Origin of the sequence: Clostridium sp. AF22-10 (assembly GCF_003478725.1) — a bacterium.
Classification (GTDB): Bacteria; Bacillota; Clostridia; order Lachnospirales; family Lachnospiraceae; genus Otoolea; species Otoolea fessa.
The window spans coordinates 1-23,837 of record NZ_QUFZ01000006.1 but is presented as its reverse complement, the minus strand read 5'-3'; the positions used below and the strand labels follow the sequence as shown (position 1 = coordinate 23,837).

General features: G+C 45.5%; 20 protein-coding genes and 1 riboswitch. Of the genes, 3 read left to right on the top strand and 17 right to left on the bottom strand.

Translation table 11 applies throughout. From position 1 onward, the window contains the following. The 6 genes from DWX91_RS05865 to DWX91_RS05840 form a co-directional block, all read right to left on the bottom strand. Entirely contained in the window at positions 1-1,509 is a 1,509-nt protein-coding gene (locus DWX91_RS05865; RefSeq protein WP_118472442.1) for a sugar ABC transporter ATP-binding protein, read from the bottom strand. 96 nt (positions 1,510-1,605) lie between these two features. Beyond that, a complete protein-coding gene (locus DWX91_RS05860) occupies positions 1,606-2,805 on the bottom strand; it encodes a substrate-binding domain-containing protein (RefSeq protein WP_182435059.1) in 1,200 nt (399 codons plus the stop codon). A 141-nt stretch (positions 2,806-2,946) separates the two neighbouring features. Further along, positions 2,947-3,975, bottom strand: coding sequence for a galactose ABC transporter substrate-binding protein (locus tag DWX91_RS05855; RefSeq protein WP_118472440.1), 1,029 nt, complete (start codon positions 3,973-3,975; stop codon positions 2,947-2,949). A gap of 25 nt (positions 3,976-4,000) precedes the next feature. Beyond that, positions 4,001-4,936 carry a substrate-binding domain-containing protein gene (locus DWX91_RS05850; RefSeq protein ID WP_243098990.1) on the bottom strand — a complete coding sequence of 312 codons (936 nt, stop codon included), beginning with the start codon at positions 4,934-4,936 and terminating at the stop codon, positions 4,001-4,003. Between the two features lie 69 nt (positions 4,937-5,005). Then, positions 5,006-6,805 (bottom strand): sensor histidine kinase, encoded by a 1,800-nt coding sequence (locus tag DWX91_RS05845; protein WP_118538498.1) that lies wholly within the window; start codon positions 6,803-6,805, stop codon positions 5,006-5,008. Next, entirely contained in the window at positions 6,805-8,433 is a 1,629-nt protein-coding gene (locus DWX91_RS05840) for a response regulator (protein WP_118538496.1), read from the bottom strand. Before DWX91_RS05840 ends, DWX91_RS05845 begins: the two co-directional genes overlap by 1 nt. Before the next feature lie 542 nt (positions 8,434-8,975). On the opposite strand from DWX91_RS05840, the gene DWX91_RS05830 reads away from it, so the two are divergent. Together DWX91_RS05830 and DWX91_RS05825 are read left to right on the top strand one after the other, a co-directional pair. Continuing rightward, the gene (locus DWX91_RS05830) at positions 8,976-9,551 is read left to right on the top strand and encodes a hypothetical protein (protein ID WP_147354389.1); all 576 of its coding nucleotides are present in this window, start codon (positions 8,976-8,978) and stop codon (positions 9,549-9,551) included. Then, positions 9,491-9,775 carry a hypothetical protein gene (locus tag DWX91_RS05825; RefSeq protein ID WP_107001677.1) on the top strand — a complete coding sequence of 95 codons (285 nt, stop codon included), beginning with the start codon at positions 9,491-9,493 and terminating at the stop codon, positions 9,773-9,775. The genes DWX91_RS05830 and DWX91_RS05825 overlap by 61 nt, the downstream gene beginning before the upstream one ends. 44 nt (positions 9,776-9,819) lie before the next feature. After that, positions 9,820-9,925: riboswitch (TPP riboswitch) on the top strand. A 140-nt stretch (positions 9,926-10,065) separates the two neighbouring features. Here DWX91_RS05825 and DWX91_RS05820 read toward each other — a convergent pair. Further along, a complete protein-coding gene (locus tag DWX91_RS05820) occupies positions 10,066-10,806 on the bottom strand; it encodes a L,D-transpeptidase family protein (RefSeq protein ID WP_118538491.1) in 741 nt (246 codons plus the stop codon). An 89-nt stretch (positions 10,807-10,895) separates the two neighbouring features. Further along, a complete protein-coding gene (locus DWX91_RS05815; protein WP_243098989.1) occupies positions 10,896-11,621 on the bottom strand; it encodes a YczE/YyaS/YitT family protein in 726 nt (241 codons plus the stop codon). A 341-nt stretch (positions 11,622-11,962) separates the two neighbouring features. Between DWX91_RS05815 and DWX91_RS05810 the strand changes: the two genes are divergently transcribed. Next, positions 11,963-13,210: an MATE family efflux transporter gene (locus tag DWX91_RS05810; protein WP_118538489.1), complete on the top strand. Its 1,248-nt coding sequence runs from the start codon at positions 11,963-11,965 to the stop codon at positions 13,208-13,210. A 195-nt stretch (positions 13,211-13,405) separates the two neighbouring features. On the opposite strand, the gene DWX91_RS05805 is transcribed toward DWX91_RS05810, so the two are convergent. From DWX91_RS05805 to DWX91_RS05760, 9 genes are all read right to left on the bottom strand, one after another. Continuing rightward, positions 13,406-14,680 carry a hypothetical protein gene (locus DWX91_RS05805; protein WP_118467379.1) on the bottom strand — a complete coding sequence of 425 codons (1,275 nt, stop codon included), beginning with the start codon at positions 14,678-14,680 and terminating at the stop codon, positions 13,406-13,408. Between the two features lie 341 nt (positions 14,681-15,021). Next, a complete protein-coding gene (locus tag DWX91_RS05795) occupies positions 15,022-15,918 on the bottom strand; it encodes a transposase (protein WP_117795049.1) in 897 nt (298 codons plus the stop codon). Positions 15,919-16,411: 493 nt separating this feature from the next. Further along, positions 16,412-17,317 (bottom strand): transposase, encoded by a 906-nt coding sequence (locus DWX91_RS05785; protein WP_117795045.1) that lies wholly within the window; start codon positions 17,315-17,317, stop codon positions 16,412-16,414. Positions 17,318-17,558: 241 nt separating this feature from the next. Beyond that, entirely contained in the window at positions 17,559-18,350 is a 792-nt protein-coding gene (locus tag DWX91_RS05780) for a hypothetical protein (protein ID WP_243098988.1), read from the bottom strand. Then, positions 18,299-18,769 carry a hypothetical protein gene (locus DWX91_RS17265; protein ID WP_243098987.1) on the bottom strand — a complete coding sequence of 157 codons (471 nt, stop codon included), beginning with the start codon at positions 18,767-18,769 and terminating at the stop codon, positions 18,299-18,301. Before DWX91_RS17265 ends, DWX91_RS05780 begins: the two co-directional genes overlap by 52 nt. A gap of 37 nt (positions 18,770-18,806) precedes the next feature. Continuing rightward, positions 18,807-19,721, bottom strand: coding sequence for a nucleotidyltransferase family protein (locus DWX91_RS05775; protein ID WP_118538487.1), 915 nt, complete (start codon positions 19,719-19,721; stop codon positions 18,807-18,809). Between the two features lie 28 nt (positions 19,722-19,749). Next, entirely contained in the window at positions 19,750-21,540 is a 1,791-nt protein-coding gene (locus DWX91_RS05770) for a DUF6020 family protein (RefSeq protein ID WP_118538485.1), read from the bottom strand. After that, the gene (locus DWX91_RS05765) at positions 21,537-22,475 is read right to left on the bottom strand and encodes a glycosyltransferase family 2 protein (RefSeq protein WP_118538483.1); all 939 of its coding nucleotides are present in this window, start codon (positions 22,473-22,475) and stop codon (positions 21,537-21,539) included. Before DWX91_RS05765 ends, DWX91_RS05770 begins: the two co-directional genes overlap by 4 nt. Positions 22,476-22,947: 472 nt before the next feature. Next, positions 22,948-23,837 (bottom strand): transposase (locus tag DWX91_RS05760; RefSeq protein WP_147354388.1); only part of this gene is annotated, 890 nt, incomplete at its 5' end.

Genomic DNA, 23,837 nt, shown 5'->3' with positions numbered 1-23,837 from the left:
TTAGAACTTAGTCGCGTAGCTCATGATACGCTCCTGAGTTGCTTCCTCACCCTCTACCTCGCCGGTAATGTGACCATTACACATAACAAGGATACGGTTCGACATACCAATCAGCTCCGGCATCTCAGATGAAATCATGATGATACCTTTGCCCTGTTTTGCCAGGTCAATCATGATCTGGTAGATCTCGTACTTGGCACCAACGTCGATACCACGGGTCGGCTCATCCATGATGAGGATATCCGGGTTGTTGGCCAGCCAGCGGGAAATCAGAACCTTCTGCTGGTTACCGCCTGAAAGTGACTGAATCAGTGTCTTACTGCTCGGTGTCTTGATCGAAAGCTTCGCCACGTTATCCTTGACAAGCTGCTCAATCTTTTTCTTATTCAGTTTGATACCATAATGTAAATACTGATCCAGGGAGGAAATTGATACATTATCTGCAATGGACAGACATCCCAAGATACCCGTACCACGCCGGTCCTCGGTAATCATGCCGATACCGCCGCGGATCGCATCCTGCGGACGCTTAATGTTCATTTTCTTACCTTTAATGTAAACTTCTCCGGATTTAATATGACGCATACCGAAGATACCTTCCATCAGCTCCGTTCTCTGGGCACCTACCAGGCCGCCGAATCCAAGAATCTCGCCTCTTCTAAGGGTAAAGGAGCAATCCTGGAAGGAACGATCGTGGATACTGGAATATCCTCTGACATCCAAAAGCACCTCTCCTGCCTTCGTATCATTCTTTGGAGGATAAATGTTGGTCAGCTCACGACCAACCATCTGTTTGACGATCTCATCATCCGAAATCTCGTCCATATGCCAGGAACCGACATAGGTACCGTCTCGCATGATGGTAATATCATCACAAATCTCACGAATCTCCGCCATCTTATGGGAAATATAGATGAGGGATACACCTCTTGATTTCAGGTCACGGACAATGCGGAAAAGTGCCTCTACCTCATTATCCGTTAAGGAGGAAGTCGGCTCGTCCAGAATTACAACTCTGGCATTTAAGGATACAGCCTTGGCAATCTCTACAGACTGCATCTGGGCGATGGACATGGTTCCCAGTTTTGCCTTCGGGTCATAAGGCATCTTAACATCGTCCAGCCATTTTGCTGTCTCTTCAAACATCTTCTTATGGTCGATCACCTGAATCGGTCCAAATTTCTTCGTCGGGTAACGGCCGGTGTACATATTCTCTGCTACCGTTCTCTCAGGTATCGGCTGCAGCTCCTGATGTACCATTGCCAGTCCTTTGTGAAGGGCTTCATCCGGATTGTGGATCTCTACTTTTTCCCCGTCCAGATAGACCTCTCCTTCATCCATATGATAAATGCCGAACAGACATTTCATCAGGGTGGATTTACCGGCGCCGTTCTCTCCCATCAGTGCATGGACGGTACCGGGACGAACTTTGAGGTTTATCTTGTCCAGAGCCTTAACGCCAGGGAAACTTTTCGATACCCCGCGCATCTCCAATCTGTACTCTGCCATCCCATTCTCTCCTTTCATAAAATCGGGTGTGCCAACTGGACACACCCGACACATTTTTATCTATCCCCTCGCGGAAACAGTAGATTGTTACAAGAATTATTTAATGAGTTCCAGAATCTCGGAAGCATTCTCTGCTGTAACTTTTACATAGTCTACCATGTATACGTTGTCAACATCTTTGCCGTTTACGAAATCAAGAGCTACATCTGCTGCTTTGTGAGCCTGTCCGAAGTAATCGTTGAATACGGTACCGGTCATCTTGTCGTTCATAACGTTCTCAACAACCTCTACCAGAGCATCAACGCCTACTAAGTAGATGTCTTTGTTTACAGTTCTGCCAGCTGCTTCGATTGCCTGCAGAGCACCAAGTGCCATTGCATCGTTGTTGCAGAATACAACGTCGATCTTGTCGCCATACTGGGACAGAGCGTTTGCTGTGATCTCCTGACCTTTGGTCTGATCCCAGTCACCACGCTGTTTGGTCAGCTCTTCTACTTCGATATCCTGAGACAGTCTCTCGATGGATTTCTCGGTTCTGTACTGAGCATCTACGTTCTCCGGATCGCCCTGAACCATGATGTAACGAACAACGCCGTCGCCGTCTGCATCGCCCTTGTTCTCAAGCTCAGCGATCTCTTCGCCCTGGTATGTACCGGACTGTCTAGCATCAGCACCTACATAAGTAGCTTTGATACCATCCGTTACCCAAGCCTCTTCTCTCTCAAGATCCGGCTCACGGTTGATGTAAACAACCGGGATACCTGCTTCGTTGCAGATGTTGGTAACATCCGGCTCGGAAGAAGCCTGTACCAGGTTTACGATCATAACGTCAAATCCCTGTGTAACGAAGTTACGGATCTGGTTCATCTGCTCGGACTGGTCATTCTTACCATCCATGATGGAGATGTTCTCTGCCTTTAAGCCAAGCTCGTTTACTAAGTAGTTCTGAAGCTCGTTTCTATAAAGTGTCATGAAGTTATCAGCGAACTGATAAATGGAAATACCAACTTTAACTTCTGCCGGGTCTTTGCCCTCAACAGCTTCTTTAACAGCCTCGCCGTCTGCTGCTGCGGTTGTCTCTGCGTCCTCTGCTGCTGCAGTTGTCTCTGCCGTTTTGCTGCTGGAGCAAGCGGTTACAGAAAATGCCATTGCAGTTGCCAGACCAAGTGCTGCTACTTTTTCAGTTTCATAATATTTGTCCTCCCTTAAACTTGCGTATCCGTTTGTGCTGTCCGGATCCACCGAACAGTTAAATTTTCCGCATACACATATTATACAGTTTCGCCGATTCGTCATTTTTTCTTATCGACACCTTTATTATACGGATCGTTTGTACACTTTTCCATATGATTTTCTTGGTTCTTATATAAATTTTTTTTAGATTCTTTGTGATTTTATTCACATATTCTTATTTTTCCGGTGTGAAACTGTTGGATTTTATGGTAAATCAGCAACCGTCAACGCGTTCTGACTGCATTGATAATAGGTTCCGTCCTCTAATTCGACCTTTTCCTGTACATTTTGACCAAGTGCCTCGGCGGCAGCTATCTCAAAAATCACTTCTGCATACTCGTCGCTGTCGCACTGGACTGTTCCATACAGTTTTCCGCTCTTAAGCCCCTCGATTCCCTGCGGAGTCCCGTCGATGCCGACCACCTTCACGCCCCTTATGTCACCGGCGCGTTCAAGCGCCTCAGCGGCTCCGAGCGCCATCTCATCGTTGTTGCAGATCACCACCTCGATCGCATCCCCGAACTGGTGGATCCACTGTTCCATCAGTGCCGCCGCTTGGCTCCGATCCCAGTTTGCCGAACCACCGGTCAGTTTTTCCAGCGGAATATCTCCGTCGCGCATCGTCTGTACCGACCACTCTGTGCGGATCAGCGAATCCTGATGGCTGCGCTCGCCCTCCAACATCACATATCCCACGGTTCCATCCTCGTTTAAATCAAGACTGCCTGGATTTTCCTGATACGCATCCACCAGAATTTCTCCCTGCAGAACCGCCGATTCCCGCGCGTCCTCCCCTACATAATAGAGGTGCTCCCATCGTTTCATGTCCTCCTCGACCGGTTCGCGGTTGAAAAATACGACCGGCGTCCCGACATCCATCGCCTTGTTGATGACATACGATGCTGCCGAGCGATCCACCATATTAACACAGATCGCATCGTATTCCAGAGAAAGGAAACGATCTACCTGGCTGTTCTGCGTATTTTGGTTTCCCTTCGGATCCATGATTTCCAGATTAACCTTGATGCCCGTCTGCTGTTCATATTCCTTCGCCTTTTCCTCCAGACTGGAACGGATATTGTTGATAAAGGCATCGTCGCCCCGGTACAGCGTCACGCCGATACGGATGCTCTTTTTTTCTGCCGGTTTTGCCGCGCTGCATCCATTTAAAAGAAGTGTGCCCGCTGCCAGAAGTGCCAGCGCCATCTGAATGCTTTTTCCGCTTTTTTTCATTTCTCTATACCCCCTTCCCAGATTTTTAATCAATCGGGTACAGCATCTTCTCATATTTCTTTGACCGCAGCTCATCCTTCTCTATATAGTAGGATTCCAGTGAAAGCTGGCTTCTCTCCTGCTCTTTTTCAATCGCCTGCACTGCTTTTTTGACCGCAAAATAGCCCGCGTCAAACTGGTTTGTCACCACCAGCCCCCGGATTGTCCCCTTGTCAAGCTGATCCAGCAGGGACGGCATCATCCCGACGCCGTACAGCCCGGAAATGTATTTTCCGTACACGCTGCTTCCGCCGACAATCTCCGCCGCCTCCGCTGTACTGGCGAAATCCAGTGCCGCCACCACCGCCGTGCCGCTGCCCGGATAAACTGTTTTTTCAATGACGGAACGGTAAGTATCATCGGTGCCGCGCGGCACAATGGTATAGGAAAAGCCCTGTTTTTCCAGTACCTCCGTCAGCCCCTGTTTCATCTCCCCCGCCTTGCCGATATATGGGTTATCTGCAAAGATCCAGACAGGAAGATCGGAGCTCTGTTCCGCCGTAATCGCCTCGCCAAGCTTTCTCCCGGCTGCCGTCCAGTCCATATGAACCGCCCCCTTGACCTCCTCATCCGGTGATAATTCGCCCAGCAGGATAATCGGCGTTCCATATGTATTTTCTTCCAGATATTGGCGGCATTCCAGCTCATCAACCGGCTCCAGTATCACTGCCCCGGCACCGTCTGCCGCTTCCCGGCGCACCAGCTCCATCTGCTGTGCCAGATTATCCTTTTCATACAGGGTAATAAAGCTGACATCTACATTATACTCAACCGCCGCCTGATCCACGCCCTTGCGGAAGTTGACGTAATCATCATCCGAAGTATCGCTGATAATCAGGACACCGGGTAGACCTCCACCTCTTTTTCCTTGATGATCCAATCCGTGGAGGAAAGGAGATACAGCAAAATAAGTCCCACACACAGGATTCCCCAGAGCACCAGCTCCTTTTTTTTTCTCACTCCATATCGCATTGATCTGTCGCCCCCACTTTTACACCTTTTTCTCTTCCAGCACTTTCTCGTAAGGCACTGCCGGAAGATGAATCTTCACCGCGGTTCCCTCATCCGGCTCCGACTCGATCGAAAGACCGTATTCCGCGCCGAAATACAGCTTGATCCGCTCGTTGACATTGCGTACCCCGATGCCGGATCCGCGCTTGGATGCCACGTGCGCCGTATCGGTAAAGAGGCTCTCGACCTGTTCCTCCGTCATGCCAAGCCCATTGTCCCGCACCTCCAGATACAGCTCTTTTTCCTCCTGCCAGGCGCGCACGAAGATCTCGCCGTCGCCGTCCATATATTCCATGCCATGGTAGATCGCATTCTCCACCAGCGGCTGCAGCATCAGTTTTAAACTTGCAAGTTCCAAAACCTCATCATCTGACTCGATCGTGTAGGTAAACTTATTTTTAAACCGCATCTGCTGGATCATCAGGTAGTTCCGGACGTGTTCCAGCTCATCCTTCACGGTAATTAAGCTCTTGCCGCGGCTTAAACTGATACGGAAGAACCGCGCCAGCGCCGTTACCACCTTGACCGCCTCCGTTTTCTGCTCATTTTCAATCATCCAGACAATGATATCGAGCGTATTATAGAGGAAATGCGGATTGATCTGCGACTGCAGCGTGTCAAACTCCTGCTTTCGTTTTGCCTCATGCTCACGCACAATATCCTGCATCAGGAGGCGGATCTGTCCCGCCATATCACTGATCGATTTTCCCAGATGGCGGATCTCATACGAACCGCCGATGTACACAGGTGCGCTTAAATTGCCCGCCTCCAGGACGCCGACCGATTTTTCCAGCTCGCGGATCGGATTCGTGATCCTCGATGAAATATAAGAGTTAATCAGAGCCAGAATGCACAAAATGAGGGCAATGACAAATACGATAAAAAGCCGGGTTTTGATCGTATTGAGCGACACGGCATTTTCCGGCGTCACCCCGACCACCTTCCAGCCTGTGTAGCCGATCGTCTTGACCGTCGCCATCCGCTTTTTTCCGGCAAATATCTCCTCATGATTTCCGTCCGAATAGCCGGCTGCCCGTCCATTGTTCTCCTGCACCCAGCCGGAATCCAGAAGCTGCATCTGTGGATGGTAAAGAATCTCGCCATTTCCGCTGATCATATAGAAATAACCGCCTCGCCCCGTCGTGATGCCGCCAAAGAGCTGTTCCAGGCTCGAATAGCGGATATCGACCAGAAGGACGCCCTGCGAGGTCGAGGTTCCGTGTGTCAGTTCGACCGCCCGCGATAGCGAAATAACCCATCGGTATTGATTTTCCGCATTGTCAAACACATACTGTACGTGCGGCAGGGAAAAATGCTGGTTTTCCGTCCGGTTTAAGGCGCTCCGGAACCATTCTTCCTGCGTCACATCCACCTCATTTTTCAGACGCACCGCCGGGACTGCCTCCAGAAGCGCCCCATCCTCCGAAAACAGGGCAATATTCTCCACATTATCCTTATTATTATCGTAGAGAAGCGTAAATTCACTTCCAAGCGACTGGCTCGACAGATCGGCATTCTTGATCGTGCCATAATAAAGCGAGTCGGACAGCTTCATGATCGTGCGGAGATACGACTCCACAGAGCGCCCCACCTGCGCGATCAGGTTCTGGCCCTCCTCCTGTACTACTTCCGTGACCTGCCGTGACATTCTCTGGTACAGCGACAGGGAGATCAGCACGCTCGCCGCCAGCGCCGTGATCGTAAAATAGATAAAGATCATCGACCGGATGCTGGCGTCGTCAAAGAGCTTTTTCTTCCAGATCGTCCTTTTTTTACCCATTATGCCTCCCCACTCCGGTGTGCCGTGCGGTACCGCGTCGGGGAAACACCGAATTTTTTCTTAAATACGTAACTGAAATAGTTCTGCTCCGGGTAGCCGACCTTTTCCGCGATGATATACGTCTTGTCGTCAGTTGCCATCAGAAGCTCGACCGCGCGCCCCAGCCGGACATCGGTCAGATAGGCGATGTACGCCTGTCCCGTCTCCTTCTTAAACATCGTTGAAAAATACGCCGGGCTCATATGCAAATGGCGGCAGATCTTCTCCACCGACAGATCCGGATCTTGAAAATTGTCCTGAATGTACTGCTTCGCCTCGCGGATCACGTTTTTTGTCGTATTGCTCCGCTCTTCTTCCATTCCGGCATTCATCTTGAGCGCCACCTCGGTCAGGTACGGGCGGACATTCTCCATCTTCTGGACGCGCCCCAGAATCTCGAAATAATCATTTTCCACGCCAAACATCTCGCTGATCCGCAGATCATACTGCTGGGAGAGCTGTGTCAGCACATTGATGATCGCAAGCACATACGCCTGATACTGGCGATAATGCACCCGCGCATCCTCCATCCGGCTCACAATCCCGTCTATCACGGAACGGATCTTTTCCTCCGGTCCAAACTTGACTGCCGCTATAAGCTCCGACTCCATCCGGCTGTCGAACCGGAGTTTTTCATGCCCGGACGGCTCCATATCGCCGATGCAGATCACGCCGCCGGAACCCGTGATCGCACGGTAACCGAGCGCATTGAGTGCAGTGTAGCACGGGCGGCTTAAATCCGTCAGCGAACTGCAGCTCTCGCCCACGCCGATCGTAACCGATACCTCCAGAATTTTCTTCGTCTCCTTGCAGATATCGCCCAGCAGGGCAATCAGCCCGGTCTGTGTATTGTCTTTGTCGATCGCCACCAGAAGGATCGTCTCAAAGGAAGAATGGAATACAATAAAACGGTACTGCCCTTCCAGTTTTTCCTCAATCAGATTGCGGACGGAGATCGGAATCAGCTCCCGCTGCTGATGCAGCGAAACTGCCTTGTCCACCTTCTCATCCGGTTCCAGATGGATCGCCGCAATCACCCATTTGACCGCACCCGCAACGTCGATCGCATATTCGTTCAGTTTTTCCTCAATCTGCGTTTCCTCCATGCCGCCTTGAATCAGGTCATTCAAAAAATGTTCCCGGAGCGCCGGAAGGCTCTTGATATAACTCTCCCGAAGCAGGGTAACATTCCGCTTCTGCTCGATCTCCTCATCGAGATTTTTCTTGATTTTCTTTAAAATCGCCGTCAGCTCTTCGACATTGACCGGCTTTAAAATATATTCGATTACATTGAGCTTGATCGCCTTTTTTGCGTACTCAAATTCATCAAAACCAGAAAAAATCACGATCTTGATGGACGGATATCTCTGCCGTATATTCTCCGCCATCTCCAGCCCGTCCATATATGGCATCCGGATGTCTGTCAGCACAACATCCGGCTCATTCTGCTCGATCTTTTCCAGCGCTTCCTTCCCGTTCTCCGCATCCCCGATCACCTCGAATCCGGCATCCTGCCAGTCGATTTTGCGTATGATGCTTGTCCGTACTTCCTCCTCGTCATCTACCAGCATGATTTTATATGGGTTCATATGGATTCGTCCTTTCAGTTCCTGATGCAATGTTGTTGTGAGCCAGTTTGTCTTAGGACTCTGGAGCTCTGCTACGGTATCCCCATTCCAGCTTTCCCTAACACCTCATGAGGAAGTGGCTGGGCAGTCTGGAATGAGGGGAATTTCTTTCTTTACATTATACCACATCTTTCTTTATTTGTGAGTTTGTGATTTTTCACTGGCAGGTTCCATTTTCTGTAAAGGCGTGCTTCGTCCCCGGGTGCGGGATCCCGGTTCCACACAGCGTCTGCATCCAGTCCGCCGTCCGCGGCAGGCGAGACAGTCTTCATCTATTTCATAAACGGCATTTCCATCAATGATCAGCCGGGTGTTCATAGTTCTGAATCCTTTTCCTTCTTATTTTTTATAATATACTATATGTGGTTTTTCCTGTCCCGGAGCTTTTTTTCTTTAAACATTCCCATTCTTTTTCGGTTCCAAAAGTGCCTACCCGTGAACCAAAACGTCTTTTTTTCCTCTCATCTGCATATATTGAGACAAAGATTTGGGAGGTTTTTTTCGTGAGCCAAGATGTTTCTCTCAAAATGACCGAGTTAGACCGCCTGACCTCACTCCCACATATGCAGCTTGTCAAGGCGGCGCTTCCCTATATTCACATCCCGGAACAGCGTTTTTTCTCCCTGTTTGTGAAATTCCGCGAACTAGAAAAGACGATGCAGCTATTTGCTGATCCGGCCGACGGTGAGATCGGAATCTGCTCGGTGGGCGAACGCGACAAGGATTCGCCGGTTGATATGCTGAAAGCGATCAAGCCGTATGGCACAGAGGAAGAGCAAAGTTCAATCGATCTGGTCTTAAATTTTATCGAAGGTTCCCGCCTCTATGAATCCTACTGGCAAAATATGCCGCAGACAGCATCCTTTCCGACTTCGCAAGATATCCGGAATGATTCACCCAATTCTGATGCAGTTCCGGCATCTGTCCTTTACCCGCAAGCCGATTATCCCCGCAGACAGAAAGAACCCACAGACCGTGCATCTGCACATCCACTTCAAACAGACAGGAGGCACACACTATGGAATTTCAAAACTGGAAACAGGATCCGAGACTCCGCTCCATGGATCCAGACAAAATAAAACAGATGGAACAGTTAGCCGATCAGGCAAGAAACACGCCGCAAGACAAGCTTCTGCCGCTTCTCATGAGTCTCCGGGGCAGCAACGGTTCCCCGCAATTCTCAACCTCAGAAATGGACACTCTTTTTTCGATCCTGACAGACCAAATGCCCCCAGCGCAGAAACGGCAGGCGGAAATGCTGCGGATGCTGAGCCGGCAGATGGGCGGGGCAAATAAATCATAAAACCAGAGTTGCCACTGCTATTTTTCCAAATCATGCTACAATTCATTTCGATAATGGGAAGCTTGTGATGCAGGCTGAGAGGAAACCAAAAGTTCCGACCCAAAACCTGATTTGGATAATGCCAACGTAGGGACAGATATTTTGAGACACCTGAGCGCCGGATATTGTCCGGCGTTTTTGGGTTTCATTAGGAAATTATGTCCTATGAAACAAAAAAACTCATCTGGGGGTTCCTATCTGCTTCCAGATAAAAATCCCCAAATGAGATCTGACTCTCACAGCCTATCTAATTAGTAATTTGCTAAATCGCTCTCATCCTGCACCACCACAATCTTCGTCCCGGTATCCACCTGGCACACAACCTTTTTCATATCTTCCTCCGGAATACTGATGCACCCGGAAGTTCCCGTATTATTCCAGCTCTTCGGGCAATGCAGGAAGATCGCCGATCCCTTTCCCGGTGTGCACTCCGAATTATAATCCAGCACCAGACCGTAATTATACTGCGGTGCCTGCGCCATCAGATCCTCCGCCGAATTCCAGTCCTTCTGCACCTGTTTCGTATTTGCCAACTGGTTATAATACCGGCTGTTTCCATCATCCACATAATAATCGCCGTCCACAATCTGGTGATACGGCAGAATCGTTCCCGGATTTGCCTTCAGGCCAAATGCCATCGTAAAGCGGTACACACCCGCCGGAGTTTTTTTATCGCCCTCCTGCTTCTGCGTTGTAATGCCGTTCATGCCGCTGACCGCCTCTTTTGACATTACCTGCACCAGTTTTCCATCTGTATCGCGTTTATACCAGTCCAGACGGCTCTTTGCCGGATCCTGGCGGTTGCCAATCACCACTATCAGCTGCGTTGCATCCTTCGCTGCCTCCAGTGTATTTACATCCCCGTTGTAGCGTGCCGTAAGCGCCGGTCCTGTCGCTTTCTCCGCCGCCATCGCAGCCGCCGGAGCTGCCGCACTCATCAACATGCCTGCTGCCAATACTACCATTGCTTTCCGCTTCATTCTCAATTTCATCTTATTTATCTCCTATTATTTTATGTATCTGAATTTCACTCAAAAATCGGCTGCTTTTATCTTTCGCACACCTTTTTCCACACACTCTGTCAGTTCCTGCCACTTTCCAGTCCAGCCGCCTGCAGCATCGTCTTTCCAAAAATATGATGAAACAGCGCAATCACGCGCCCCACCAGCATGACAGCACAGACCGTTCCAATGCCGATTCCCACCGGTTTTCCCGCAAACAAAAGTCCCATAATCAGTGACAGAACAATGCAAAACGCATCCACACAGTTCTTCATCAGACCCGTGCCGATTCCAAAGGTGTCTGCAAGCACCTGCACCAGACCATCGCCCGGATTTGGCACCAGCCGCATTGACAGGGACATCGCCGCGCCGATGCCTGTAAAAATCAGAGCAAGCATCAGCACTCCCAGGCGTCCTAAAAGTCCAGACGCCTCCGATCCGCATTCTTCTAACGACGGTATGCACACTGAAAATACATTCAGAAATCTTGTAAATACAATACTCAATGGAAACTGCAGCGCATCTTTCATAAGCAGGCTGCGTCCGGCTTTTCCTTTCTCCCGCAGATGAATCGCCGCCTGAATCAAGACAAAGATACCATACAGGACAAAGGTCATATCACCAAAATTCCGGTTCCAGATCACGGATGCCGCATACGAAAGTGAAATAATCGGCGACACTCCGAGTCCAGCTTTCGTATTGAGCGTAAGCCCCATCGCCAGAATCAGAAGCCCCATCAGATAAAAGCCCCACCGTGCTGCCCCGCTTCCCGTCGTTTTCTCCGTCATTTCCATGTTGTGATTCAAGATTTCCTCATCTCTTTTTCTTAATATTTGTTAAACCTATTCTATTATAGATCCTCCTCTTTCCACTTGACAAGCGCTTCCTGTATTCTAAATCTTCCAATTTTCTTACGAAATAAATATTCCAGCCTGCCTACATTCTACAATCACAGCCTACATCTTACCATTGCGCCCCATTGAACCCACGACAAATTTCTGCTGCCATCAGATTATCTTACAGCACTTTCAGTCCAAAAAGTGTCTTGCATGATGGTCATATCCTACTTTCCGTTCTCTTTACTTTTTCCATTCCCTATGCTACACTAAACTCATGATTTTAGCTGTATCAAAGGAGTTTTATACATATGAAAAAAGATATGACCGAAGGGCGGGAATGGTCCTCCATCCTGCTCTTTTCCCTGCCCATCATGGGGGCAAACCTGCTGCAGGTTTTGTACAACCTCGCTGACAGCGTGATCGTCGGAAACCTCATCAGCGCGACCGCCCTTGGAGCCGTCGGACTGACCAGCTCCATGACCTGGCTTCTGACCGCCATCTGCACCTCCATCGGTGCCGGCGTCAACATCGCAGTCGCCCAGTATTTCGGTGCCAAAAAAGAGACGAATATACAGGAATCCATCTCCGTCTCCTATCTGATCGCCGTGATCGCAAGTATATTTTTAACCGCCGCCTGCTTTCTGGCAGCCCGTCCAGTTATTTTCGGCTTTTTACAGGCACCGGAAGAAATGCGTTTCGACAGTATGGCCTACTTTCTGATCTACAGCGGCGGAATTATTTTCCAGCTGCTCTACAATGTCACCTACGGCATCCTGCGGGCACACGGGGATTCGCGCGGCGCGCTCATTTTCCTGATGATCTCCGCCGCCCTGAACATCGTGCTGGACTGTGTGTTTATCTCCGTCTTTCATATGGGTGTCTCCGGCGCGGCTGCCGCGACCGTGATCGCACAGGCAGGTTCCGCCATCGCCAGTTTCCTGTATCTGCGGCACATTTTCCCGGATCTGCTGCCGAAACGGCGTTATCTCTACGCCTGGAAGGGACAGGGGGCGCTGCTGATGCGCCTGAGTATTCCGATCATGCTGCAGACAGGCGTCAATTCGATCGGTTTCCTCATCCTGCAGCGTCTCATCAACTCCTTCGGCGCTCCCAGCATCGAGGGCTACGCTGCCATGCTGAAGGTCGAACAGCTCGCGCACATCCCGTCCCAGAGCTTTAACGTCGCCATTTCCAGCTTCGCCGGACAGAATATCGGCGCTGAAAAACTGGACCGTGCCCGCCGCGGCTACCGCACCACCATCCTGATGGGCGTCCTGATCAGTATCTCCATCAGTATCGTAGTTCTGCTTTTTGACCGGCCGCTTCTCCAGATCTTCAACATCACCGGAGAGTCCCTGCGGCGCGCAAAGGAACATCTCGACATTCTGATGTTCTTCATCTGGACCAGCACGATCACCAACATCACCTGCGGTTTTCTGCAGGGTGCAGGCGATGTCAAGATCCCGGCAGCTTCCGGCTTCATCAACCTGGGCATCCGCCTCGCGCTCTCCTTCCTGCTGGCGCTCACCCCGGTTGCTTCCGCTGCTACTATGTGAGCATGCCGCCCGCATGGCTGATCGCCTGCTTCGTAGTTGTGATGCGCTACCGGAGCGGAAAATGGAGGGAGTTTCGAATTGTAAAAGAGTAAGAAAAAGGATGGAAGAATTTACTTTGGGGGTGATTTCTTCCATCCTTATTTCGTTTAAAGCTCTTTTTCGCATTCTACCTGCTCCTAAAATTTTAGCACACTACTATCTATAAAACACAAACTCCATTTTTACCATGCACATTCCACTCCACGCGCACACCGCTGCTGCCAGTGCCCGGTATGTAAACACGATATGGATATAAGAATGATTCACAAACACACTATACCAGGCAAACGGAATCAGGCAAATCATAAGATATGGCAACATACATAGGAAGAGCTCCCGCCAGCCACTCCGAACATGCAGGCTTTGTCTATTTCTCCACAGCATAAAAATCGTCAACAGAAGAAAGACAACCGCCGCTAATACCAGAACACCTATAAATCCGGCACCTATATTCCGCATAAATACCATCACTCTGGAAAAATGATTTTCTCCATAGCTGCTGGAAACGCGGACCTGTGCCTGCGAAACGGCATCTGCCAAAACATTCTGACGTAAAATAATCGAAGAAATCAGCCATTTTCCTGCCCACATGCCAAAATAGCCAAATCCCCAAACGACTGAACCAGCCACAATCTGCCGAATCTTCTCTGCAGGCGCCGTTTTTTCCTGAATCATCATAAAAACAGTCAGTAATACCCCTAATGAAGCGACCGGATATGTAAGCAAATCCGCGTATGCAATCACAATCCCATTCATCAAAAACAGATAAAGAAAATGTCCCTCCCTGCACATCCATTTCTGAAAATAAATACACACAATAACCGACAGCATCGTCGGGTAAAATACCGTCGAAAGCTGCAGCGAATGAATAATCGCTAATGGACGCAAAAATAAAATCGTAATCCCCAACGGCAGGAACAACTGATATTGTTTTCTTTTTATTATAACCAACACCAGTAATAATATTGTAACCGCAAAAAAGACTGTATTAATTGACCGTATACCCAAATAATCGGTTACCATCAAAAGCGGCCTAAGCGCCACCAGATAGCCATGCCAATAACGCGGGTACGCAATACTGCCAACGTCCTCCTCCGCCTTCACGTATGCATCTAACGAAGTAATCGGATCTCCATTCTGATAATCTGGTCGGTAGGCTGCAGCCGCGCGGTTCAGCGCACTGGCATCTTCTTTCTGATAACAGGCATTTCCAATCATAAGCGCATCCGTCCAGTTATCCAGCTGATCCGCATATGTATAACCAACCGCCGCACCTATCCCTTCATAAGAAAATGTTTCCGCCGATCGGGCTGCATGCGTCTGGGTCAAACGATCCGGCAGCAAAAATACGCACCATAGTAAAAATATGCCTGCAAACAGACTTGCAAGCAGCATCAAACATAATTTTGCACTTATCTTTAGAAATTTCATACTCTCTCCCAACTATTGACATAGCATCAAAAAAGAAGCCCACCTACAAATCGTATACGATTATAGTAAGCGGGCTGATCAACATTATGCTTCTTTCAGTTTCTCAACCACTACTTTACATCTCTTTTTGTAAAAAGCGATGCCATAAAGCATTATATTATGGCGACCATCATTTTTCAGATACTCAGAATACCTTCGATCTCTGATTTGCTTGAGCGCTCTTTCACAGGTCTTATCTAATCCTGACACTTCCTTGGAATGCTTAAATTCAAAGATAATGCCATTATCCGGATTTTGCGGTTCAATGATAATATCAGCATATGTATAACCAACCGCCGCACCTATTCCTTAAACTTTTCCAAAATATTCCTAACTTCATCCACATCTATTTTCATCTGTTCTGCAATCTGGTTTTCTGTATATTTATCTCGATATAATCTATAAATTCCAAACACTCGTTCTTCACCCTGCTTCTGACCTTCCTTTAATCCTTCCTTCTTACCTTCCGCATACTCTGCCTTCCGAATCAATTCCTTTTCCCGTTTCTCATCATATTCGAAAATACACACCTCTATCGCCTCCGTTCGATTCTTTCTCAGGAAATCAGCCAGTATATTTTCCTCAATACATTCCGTCACAGCCTGCTCTGCCGCCCGGTTTATGTCCTTATACTCTGCCGCATATTTACGAATCTTGTCAACCAGAAGCATATACTCTTTCAACAGGCAGCAAGTTTCCAAAATCCTCTGTTTTTTATCCAGATTAATATTCAATACCTTCACTATCAATTCCAGCTCTGGTTCATCCGCCTTCTGGCAGAATGAATGTGACAGTTTCAGAACACTTTCCGCTTCCCGCTCCTCTTCTCCATTGTAAAATACAACAAAGTGTGGGGTCGGCAATTCTACCAGCGTTGACGCATACAGCGTTTGATTCCGAATGAGCATCTGGTATTCTTTCGTCACATAAATCAGAAAACGCAGCGGCATATTCGGATTCCAGGTTGACTGATGTTCATACAAATTCAACTGCATATCCAGCAAAAATGCCTGGTCATTTTTCATATTCATATAAACTGCATTTTCCAGCGTCACGATCTCCAACTCTTTTGCATCCGTATAATGTGAATGATTTACCGCATTATACAGACTCAACAGGTTCTCCCTTGTACTGAAAATCATCCGAAACAACGTATCCTTGTGATCCCGCCTTACTTTTACAGAATTCATATTTCTCATTCATTCTCCCTTCTGGCAGGAGAATTTCCACTTTTCTTTTAACCCTTTGAAAATCTCCTGCTCTTCAATTGTTGTTGACTTGGATAAGCATAAGATTTCTCAGATTAAAATTAGAATATTAGATACCGCTTAAATTGCTGATAAAGAAAAATATATGCTTGATAAGATAAATGTAGCATATCCGCATATAGGATGCAAGAAGAATTTATTTCTTTTACATTCTTATTTTATGCCCCAGTTACTGCTCACGCATGCGTGCCCAGTAACGGAATTTGCTGTGGCTTCGCATTCAAATACGGCAAATTCCTGCTGCCACCACGTTTTCTTACGGCACTTTCTGTTCCAAAAGTGCCTACCCGTGAACAGTAACTGCCCCAGAACATTCCCAAATACCGTTTCCGCATTTCCATATCCAACGGTGCATCTGTCATAACTTTCGTATTCAAATAAGGAGTGCCCTCCCTCCGAAAGACACTCCCGTCTAAGCTAAAAATCATTTAAATCGTTCCAAAATTTTCCGTACTTCTTCTACATTCATCCCCAGCTTCTCTTTAATCTGGTTTTCCGTGTAGTTCGCGCGAAATAATTGGTAAATATTAAATATCCGTTCGGCTTCTTCTTTCTTTCCAGCTTCCCGTCCAATCCTTTCTCCCTCTTTCATACCTTCCGCATACTCCGCCTTCCGGATCAGCTCCTTCTCCCGCTTATCATCATATTCAAAAATACACATTTCAATCGCCTCCGCCCGATTCTTTCTTAAAAAATCAGCCAGTATATTTTCCTCGATACACTCCGTCACTGCCTGTTCGACTGCCTGATTAATATCTTTATACTCATCCGTATATCTACGAATCTTATTCACCAGAAGCATATATTCTTTCAAAAGCTGGCACGCCTCCAACACTTCCTGTTTCTTATCAAGGTTAATATTCAACACCCTTACCATCAATTCCAGCTCTGGTTTATCCGTCTTCTGCTGAAACGAATGCGACAGCCTCAGAATCGTCTCCGCCTCCTGCTCCGTCTCCCCATTATAAAACACAACAAAATGCGGTGTCGGCACCTTTACCAGCGCCGATGCATAAAGCGTCTGATTCCGCACCAGCATCTGGTACTCCTTTGCCACATACATCAAAAAGCGCAGCGGCATATTCGGATTCCAGGTGGACTGATGTTCATAAAGGTTCAGCTGCATATCAAGCAGAAACGCCTGATCATTCTTCATGTTCATATAAACCGCATTTTTCAGCGTCACAATCTCAAGCTCCGATGCATCTGTGTAATGCGAATGATTCACCGCATTATAAAGACTCAGCAGATTCTCCCTCGTGCTGAAAATCATCCGAAACAGCGTATCCTTGTGATTCCGCTTCACTTTTACAGAATTCCTACTTCTCATTCATTCTCCCTTCTGGCAGGAGAATTTCCACTTTTCTTTTAACCCTTTGAAAATCTCCTGCTCTTCAATTGTTGTTGACTTGGATAAGCATAAGATTTTCTTAGATTATTTTTAGAATATAGATAAATATATGAAATGTGGTAAAGAAAAATATATGCTTGTTATGTTAAATGTAGCATATCCTTACAGGAGATGCAAGCAGAATAACATCCTTTTTTAACAAACTTTTGATGTTTCAAATTCATGTCCTTCTTCCCTTCTTCCCAGACATCCCCGCCATCACAATAACAAACCAGAAAAACGGCTGCCTGCAGTTCATCAGCGTAAAACTCTCTGCCAGAAGTGCCAGCACCGCCGCCCTCTGCGCTTTCTCACATCGAATCACATTTTTCACAATCCAATACACCAGAAATGTGGTAGGAATCAGTCCATACGAAAACCAGACATCAAAAAAGCTGGAATGAATCTCATTAACATGAAAAACATCAAACACGCCCGGACTCAGAAGCTTCTCAAATCCATCATACGGAATAAAACGTTCAAAAAAACCCTCTCCCGCTCCATAAAACAGATACTGAGGCGTCAATACTAGCCGCTCCGCACTTCTGTCATACAGCAGATCATAGAGATTTCCATTTGCCAGCTTCCATATTTTCTGCTGGATTCTGGAAAGAAGCGTATAATCCGTCTGCGAAACATCAAAATTTACCCCTGGCCAGATCAGATAGACGCCCAGCGCCAGCATCACTACAACAGCTGCCCCGCCGAACCACCAGAGTTTTTTATACTTTGAGTGCGTGCATCTTTCCCAGAAAAACTGCCATGTCAATATTACAAAAAAGGCAAGCAGTCCCACAAACATACCGGTTGATTTTGCTTTTCCAATCAGAAAAACCCCCAGAAAAAATATTCCCCAGCACGCAATCCATGTCTTGACTGTATACTCTGCCTTCCGCCGGTATTCCATAAAAAGCACCAGAATCATCGTAAAAATGAAAAATGCAAACTGGTTCGGATCATTAAACGTTCCCATAAACCGGGAACGCCCCAGCTCTCATGAAAATAGCGTCCGCGTCCGGAAATCAAAACAATTGTCTGAAACACCAGGTTGATCCGGCACATCCAGCAAAGTCCCCGCATAAACGAATCCGAATAAAGTGTCCGGAACGTCCAGATCAGGAATGCAGAATAAATCCAATAAAGCGTATGTAACGGAAAACTTCCTTTTCCTGTCCGAACAAAATAAATGCCATTAATGACAGCTGCAAATATCAGGAAGACCACCCAGGGAAAATCTTCCTGATACCAGATTTTCTTACCACTTCTCCACGCCATGATAAGCGCAAGGGCACCGGACAAGGCGAAAAACAGATCCGCGATGCCGATGCTGCCGCTGGGGAGAAGGTAGAATTGTTTGGTGAGGACGGCTGTGTAAAATAAAACTTCAACCATCCTGTTTCTCTCTAATTTCATTTGTTCTTACTTTATCCTAATCCCACAAATTTTCCGGATATAATCCACTCTCTATCATCTGTCGGAATCCCTCCTGCGCCGGTTCTATATCTTCTTTATAAGTAATTCCAATCCATCTGTCCGGCGTATTCAAAACTTTTACGGAAGCTAACTTCTTTTCAAGCAATTCCGCCACAATATTTGGGAGAAGATACTCCTTCTTCTCCGGATTTTCCCCTAATGCATCAAGGAATCTGGCAAATCCTTCATCTATGTACCGCAAAAAATCCGGATATCCGGCCCACATATTCATGGATACCATCGTATCCGGTGTGATCCATTTGCTTACCTTCGCATTATCACACTGGATTTTTCCATCTACACACTGAATTCCCGTCGTTTCAACGACCTCTTTCAAGAATCCCGCCTCATCTGCCACGCAGACACCTCTGGTAACCGCTCCGTTTTCACTCAGCGTATTCTTTAAAGAAAAGCCTGCCATTGCCAGATTTATCTTATCCGCATCTGTATTTCCAGAAAGCAGGAACTCATGAAGCTTCGAAAAAGCTTCTTTCCCATAATAATCATCTGCATTGATGATCACAAATGGTTCTTTCACAACATCTTTACAAGCCAGAATTGCCTGCCCGGTTCCCCATGGTTTTACTCGTCCTTCTGGAACATGATAGCCTTCAGTCAAGTCTTCTAACTCTTGATAGACATATTCCACAGGCATAACCTTAGATAAGCGATTTCCAATCACTTCTTTAAATTCTTTCTCAATGGCTTTCCGAATTACAAATACAACTTTTGTAAAACCAGCTTCCTTCGCATCGTAAATCGAAAAATCCATAATAATCTCTCCATTCGGAGCCATCTTAGCCAGCTGTTTGATACCGGTTCCAAAACGAGAACCGATACCGGCAGCCATGATGATGAGGGTTGTGTTCATGTTTTTTCCTCCGTAAACTATTTAACTTTTATTTACTCCTGGTCTCTTCTTTCAAAAGGAACATTGACGAAATATATAGTGGAGCTGTAAATATAAACGGTGCACAGTAACGATACATAATTACTGGACTTAAAAGTACAGTAAGCCATATACCAAATATCATACTCAAAAGCAAAATTATTTTCTTATTTCTATTAATCAAAAGAGTATACACACCGAGAAAAAGCAAAAGGCAACTATAAAATCCTGCCTGACATAATATCGAAAAAATCGGTATTTTAGAAAAAATCATTTTCAAACTTCCACCATAACCATTACCTGGAATTCCCTTTCCATACAAATTCTCTAACAATAATTGATAACTCGGAAACAAACTTTCTCTATTAATCTCAAATCCAGGATCATATGCCACCGACTTATCATAACACAGGATATCTATATATGGATGCCATGGTCTGGCATCCGGCCAGTTTTTGTCTGGATACCATAAAGTCAGAGTCTGTAATCCAAATGCCTGTACATATCCTATTGAATCAAAAGCAGCAAATTTTATATATGATTTCAAAAAAGAAATCTTATCCCTCTGTACCTCTTCTACTTTTAAATTTGATTTTACCGGATCCGAAATAAAGGGCGTATAATTTTTCCATCCCTCATCAGGGACAAAGCTTTGCATCTCTTTGCGTTGCTTTTCCGTCAAATCATCATTATTATATACCCACGCCATTTGTTGCAAGGGTAAGCTCAGCATCTCTCTCAGTGCCGTTCCCTTCTGTACTCCACACAAAGCATATACCGGTCCTTGATACACAGCTACCAATATTATAACGCTTGTCAATAACATCAACAATTTTCTTCTGGCTTTCAACAATAAAGCAGTCAGAAGCACAAAAGCAAGAACATATACTCCATTATTTCTAATGACACACATTAAAAACATCCATAAAAACAATTTTATAGTATTTTTCTTGTCCAAAAATTGCTCATCCAGCAAATATTCAATTAGCAATAAGACCACCATGGCAAAAGACGCTGTAAAAATTGAATCTTGCGCTGATGTTAAGGAAAGAATTACATGCATAGGCAACAGAAAAAAAAGTGTAGATAGAATCACCAACGTTTTGTTTGTCTTATCATTTATAAATGATAAGATATTCCAGATAACATAAAGTGAAATACTCATTTGCAGTAAAGTAAACACTGCAAATCCTATGGAATAATTATCAAAAAAAAGCTTTCCACTATTAACAAACAAATAAAATATTCCACAATATACTGGAGACCATTGAGATGATATAGGAATATCTTTTCTCAAAAACTCATGATACCAATATGGTGCATCTGTTGCATAAACCCCTGGAAACAGTGCCAAATATGCCATTATCCAAGCAAAAAGAATTATAACAAAACAATTTCTTAAACTTTTTTTATCTTCTTTACCAACAATCTTTTTTTTATCAAAATACTCCATCATGCAAACGATAAATGGAAATATTTCAATCATTAAAAAAAGTAGACTTAAAAGTGTGATTCCATTCAATTGGATTGTGGATAACAAATCCAATTGAATTCCAAAATTCAAAATCACTGCATAAAAAGCAGATAAAGCAACTTGGATATAAAATCTAATACCTCTCTTTATCGAAATTTGATAATACAACTTGGAGGTGACGAAAAATACAATCGCCAGAATACCCCCCCCCGGAACATTTTGAGCATAATTCAAATATTGCATCTGTATTCCGGTTATACCTATAAATCCCATTACTATCGAAAATATAATTTTTACTTCATTATATTTTTCTTTTAATACATTCATTTAACAATCCTCTCCTTGCTCATTTCAATCGTTTGTAATCTAAATTCATATTCTCTACGTTCTTTCTCCACAATTTCCGATAAAATGAGTCCTGAAAAGAATGAAATCAACGCGGATAATGCAATAAAGCCTGATACAATTAGCGTTGGAAAATTAGGAACTAATCCTGTCTGTAAATATTTAAAAAACACCGGCACAAACAATATCAGAGACAAAACAAATAGTAAAACTGACATTATTCCAAAGAAGTTCATCGGTCTATAATTTTTATACAATCTTCCAATAGTCTTTAAAACTTTTACGCCATCAGAATATGTATTTAACTTTGACTCACTTCCTTCCGGGCGATCTCTATATTCAATTATCATATTTTCAACACTCATATTTTTCTCAACTGCGTGGATCGTCATTTCTGTTTCAATTTCGAATCCTTTGGAAAGAACCGGAAAACTTTTCACAAAAAGATAACTAAATGCACGATATCCTGTCATAATATCTCGAATGTTGGTATGGAACAATCGATTAATACTCCCTCTTACTAAACTATTTCCAAAATTATGAAATGGTCTTTTATTTTCTTCAAAATATGTAGATGAAAGCCTGTCCCCTATAACCATATCTACATTTTTATGGAGTACTAGCTCCACCATATTTTTTCCATATTCCGCTGGATAGGTATCATCTCCATCTATCATGATATAACACTCAGCATTAATTTCTCTGAACATTCTTCGAATAACATTACCTTTACCTTGACTATGCTCATACCGCACAATTGCCCCAGCTTTTTTTGCCAGTTCTACCGTATTATCGGTTGAATTATTATCATATACATAAACCATTGCATCTGGTAATTCTTTTTTCCAATCTTTCACAACTTTTCCAATTGTTTTTTCTTCGTTATAGCACGGAATTAAAACTGCTACTTTATCCATTATTATATCTCCTCCTCATATAATCAAGTGTTTTTTATTGAAAATTCAAGGTTTTTCAACCTTTCATATCTCAGTGAATAAGCCACAGCTATGAGCATTTCGATGTATCAGGTACTGAAATAGCGGTTGAATTGTATACGAAATAAAACGTCATTGATTTTCGCTTTACTGGCCTTGCGTATACCCTTCCCTCTATGGCAGCTAACCTCCTATATCCACCAGGATCATCTCTGTCTCCAGAGGTCCTAACTTCCTTCGTTCTGCCTGCCCATAACCAGGGTGTCAGCTATGCTCCTTTACGGGGTCATGCCCCTTGGTGATGATTTCTGCCGACTATTGGCTCATTCTTTGTATTATTGATTACTGACTCGCTTCCTGTTCCAGCACTATGATCAGTGGACGTTATCTGTTACATTCCGCTTGATTCAGTGGCTGTCCACATGACAGCCTCCATTACAGTTACTTGTCTTTCTTACGCAGCCTGTAGATAAACTGCTGGTCTCTTGATGTCACTGACCATCTTTTTCGGATCATAATCTACGCCTTTCGTCAGCATGGCATAAAAGACTCGTATCAGCTTGGCTGCAATTGCCATAAGTGACTGCATTTTCTTCAATGGATTTAGTCTTCTGGTTATGTAATAATTATGGAGTTCCCTGAACTCCTGGTTCTTCGACACAAGTGACATTGCAACCTCAAAGAGCAGATATCTGAGTCTCTTTCGACCTCGTCTGCTTATTGTTGTCTCGCCCTTGTGCTTTCCTGAACTATTTTCAACCAATGCCAATCCTGCAAGTTTCTGCAATTCCTTCGGATTGTTGAAGCGGCTGATATCACCTACTTCTGCAAGGAATCCTGACACTGTCCTGATTCCCACACCTTTGATCTCTAACAGCTTTTCAGTCATCGGAATCTTTCTTACCAGTTCTTCAATTAGAACCATAACTTCCTGTAGACGCGTATTTCTGGATTCATAGTCCTCCAGAAGCATTCGAATTTCCATTTTTCCAGACACCGCACCTTCTTTGCTTCCAACGCTGTGCTCAGCAGCTTCTATCAGGATCTTCGCCCTCGCCTTTCCAACTGCTCTTAACTTCGCATCACGCCAGATTTGGTTCACTCCATCGATACCTAACGTCAGGATATCTTCAGGGAGTGGTGCTGTTTTAAGGATTAGCATTCCGCTCTTGGCATCCGACTTTCCGTATACCGTCTTATATTCAGGAAAATATATATTGAACCAACGACTGATCCTGTTTTGAATTCTTGTAAGTTCCGCCTGTAACTGGAATCTTATGTTTGATGCTGTTCTAAGATCAGCATAAACACCATCCGGCAGATATGGGATCATGTAACGTCCCT

Excerpts from the sequence above, each read along its gene's own strand:
- DWX91_RS05795 (WP_117795049.1), bottom strand. The coding sequence starts at position 15,918 with ATGAGAAATATGAATTCTGTAAAAGTAAGGCGGGATCACAAGGATACG.
- DWX91_RS05810 (WP_118538489.1), top strand. The coding sequence starts at position 11,963 with ATGAAAAAAGATATGACCGAAGGGCGGGAATGGTCCTCCATCCTGCTC.
- DWX91_RS05860 (WP_182435059.1), bottom strand. The coding sequence starts at position 2,805 with ATGACGAATCGGCGAAACTGTATAATATGTGTATGCGGAAAATTTAAC.
- DWX91_RS05785 (WP_117795045.1), bottom strand. The coding sequence starts at position 17,317 with ATGAGAAGTAGGAATTCTGTAAAAGTGAAGCGGAATCACAAGGATACG.
- DWX91_RS05845 (WP_118538498.1), bottom strand. The coding sequence starts at position 6,805 with ATGGGTAAAAAAAGGACGATCTGGAAGAAAAAGCTCTTTGACGACGCC.
- DWX91_RS17265 (WP_243098987.1), bottom strand. The coding sequence starts at position 18,769 with ATGGTTGAAGTTTTATTTTACACAGCCGTCCTCACCAAACAATTCTAC.
- DWX91_RS05770 (WP_118538485.1), bottom strand. The coding sequence starts at position 21,540 with ATGAATGTATTAAAAGAAAAATATAATGAAGTAAAAATTATATTTTCG.
- DWX91_RS05825 (WP_107001677.1), top strand. The coding sequence starts at position 9,491 with ATGGAATTTCAAAACTGGAAACAGGATCCGAGACTCCGCTCCATGGAT.
- DWX91_RS05775 (WP_118538487.1), bottom strand. The coding sequence starts at position 19,721 with ATGAACACAACCCTCATCATCATGGCTGCCGGTATCGGTTCTCGTTTT.
- DWX91_RS05855 (WP_118472440.1), bottom strand. The coding sequence starts at position 3,975 with ATGAAAAAAAGCGGAAAAAGCATTCAGATGGCGCTGGCACTTCTGGCA.
- DWX91_RS05820 (WP_118538491.1), bottom strand. The coding sequence starts at position 10,806 with ATGAAATTGAGAATGAAGCGGAAAGCAATGGTAGTATTGGCAGCAGGC.
- DWX91_RS05805 (WP_118467379.1), bottom strand. The coding sequence starts at position 14,680 with ATGAAATTTCTAAAGATAAGTGCAAAATTATGTTTGATGCTGCTTGCA.
- DWX91_RS05780 (WP_243098988.1), bottom strand. The coding sequence starts at position 18,350 with ATGGGAACGTTTAATGATCCGAACCAGTTTGCATTTTTCATTTTTACG.
- DWX91_RS05840 (WP_118538496.1), bottom strand. The coding sequence starts at position 8,433 with ATGAACCCATATAAAATCATGCTGGTAGATGACGAGGAGGAAGTACGG.
- DWX91_RS05865 (WP_118472442.1), bottom strand. The coding sequence starts at position 1,509 with ATGGCAGAGTACAGATTGGAGATGCGCGGGGTATCGAAAAGTTTCCCT.
- DWX91_RS05765 (WP_118538483.1), bottom strand. The coding sequence starts at position 22,475 with ATGGATAAAGTAGCAGTTTTAATTCCGTGCTATAACGAAGAAAAAACA.